Source organism: Burkholderia sp. APQ4-4ca, from assembly GCF_057837105.1.
Genome location: NZ_JBYQCG010000196.1, coordinates 1 through 2,121 on the forward strand (window position 1 = coordinate 1; position 2,121 = coordinate 2,121).

Below are 2,121 nucleotides of genomic sequence, written 5' to 3' on the forward strand. Positions count from 1 at the left end.
CGAGCACGGACGCGGTGAACGGCTCGCAACTGTTCGCGACGAACGAGAGCCTGGGCAAGCTGAATGACGCGCTGAAGGACGGCGGCGTCATCGACGGCACGACGGGTGAATCGCTGGCGGTGGTGTACGACAGCACGTCGAAGGACAAGGTGACGCTGGCCGGTGGCAAGACGGGCACGATCCTGTCGAACGTTGCCGCAGGCAAGGCCGACCTGGACGCAGTGAACGTGTCGCAGTTGAAGTCGTCGGGCCTGATCGGCGAAGACGGCAAGTCGATCGCCGCGGTGACGTACGACAAGAACGCGGACGGCACGCCGAACTATGGTTCGGTGACGCTGGGCGGCGGGAAGTCGACGGGCCCGGTGACGCTGTCGAACGTGGCGGCCGGTGTGGCCGGCACCGATGCCGTCAACGTCGACCAGTTGGACGATATGTATGACAGGCTCACCAACGGCGCGATCGATCTCAAGTACATCAAGGTCAAGTCGGCAGGTCTCAAGGCAGTTGCGAACGGCAATGAATCTGTCGCGATCGGTTCGAGCGCGTTTGCAAGCAAGCCTTTTACGCTGGCTTTGGGTTCGGGTTCGCGCGCGACCGGCGACCATTCGGTTGCAATCGGTGCGAACTCGGTCGCCGACGAGGACTTCACCGTGGCGGTCGGCGACACGAGTCAGCAGCGCCGAATCGTCCACCTCGCCGATGGCATTGACGCAACGGATGCCGTCACGATGCAGCAGCTGACCGATGCGATGAAAACCGCCAATACGAACATCGATCAGAAGATGCTGCGGATGACGCGTGACGTCGAATCGAAGCCAGGCACCTTCGTTGCGATCGAAGGGATGGGTGCGGACGGCACCATGCCGAACGTGGCATCGATTGGCGGTGCGGATCCGACGCTCGGAACGGCCGCGGCCATCGGCGTAGGGAGCGCCGCGGGCGGGCTCGATGCGGTCGCGATCGGTCTGCAGGCGGGCGCCCTTTCGGCGAGCTCGGTTGCGCTCGGCAGCTTTGCGCAGACGGGGGTCGATCAACCGTTCTCGGTCGCGATGGGCAGCATGGTCACGACGAACGGCGCCGGTGCGCTCGCCATCGGTTCCCACGCGAAGGCCAATGCGGAAAACGCGGTGGCGGTCGGTAACAACGGCGTGATGGCCGTTGGCAAGAGCTCGATTGCCCTGGGCGACAAGGCGACGACGCTGAGCGGGAGTGTGAACGGCATCGCCATCGGCACGAACGCGAACGTGGCCAAGAACGTGGCTGACGCCGTCGCGCTCGGCGCGAACGCGAAGGCGACTCAGTCGAACAGCATCGCGCTGGGTGCCGGCTCGCTCGCGGATCGTGCGAATGCGCTGTCGATCGGCTCGGCAGGCGCCGAGCGTCAGATCATCCACGTGGCGAAGGGCACGCAGAACACCGACGCGGTGAACCTCGCACAGCTCAAGGGTCTCGCGGACGTGGTCGGCGGCGGTACGGGCTTCGACGCGAACGGCGACGTGACCGCGCCGACGTACACGATCGACGGCAAGGAGTACCACAACGTCAACGACGCGCTGCAGGCTGCGGCGAAGAGTGGCAGCGATGGCGGTAACGGCACGGATCCGAATGCGGTCGCCTATGACGGTGCGCAGAAGGACTCGGTGACGCTGGCCGGCCAGAACGGTACGACATTGTCGAACGTGGCGGCGGGCAAGGCCGACATGGACGCGGTGAACGTGTCGCAGCTCAAGTCGTCCGGCCTGATCGACGAGGACGGCAAGTCGGTTGCCGCAGTGACGTACGAGAAGAACGCGGACGGCACGCCGAACTACAAGTCGGTGAAGCTGGCGGGCGAAGGCGGCACGGTTCTGTCGAACGTGGCGGCGGGCAAGGCCGACACGGACGCGGTGAACGTGTCGCAGCTGAAGTCGTCGGGCTTGATCGGTGACGACGGCAAGTCGATTGCCGCGGTGACGTACGACCGTAACCTGGATGGCACGACGAACTACGGCTCGGTGTCGCTGGGCGGCGGGAAGTCGGCGGATCCGGTGACATTGTCGAACGTGGCCAAGGGTAAGGCTGGCACCGACGCGGTGAACGTCGATCAACTGACGGACGCAATCCGCGACGTGGAGGGAGGCA

General features: G+C 65.2%; 1 pseudogene. It reads left to right on the forward strand.

Annotated elements, in window-relative coordinates:
* Positions 1-14 precede the first annotated feature (14 nt).
* A pseudogene (locus tag AC3IFE_RS21165) lies at positions 15-2,121 on the forward strand (YadA-like family protein); the annotation flags it as partial.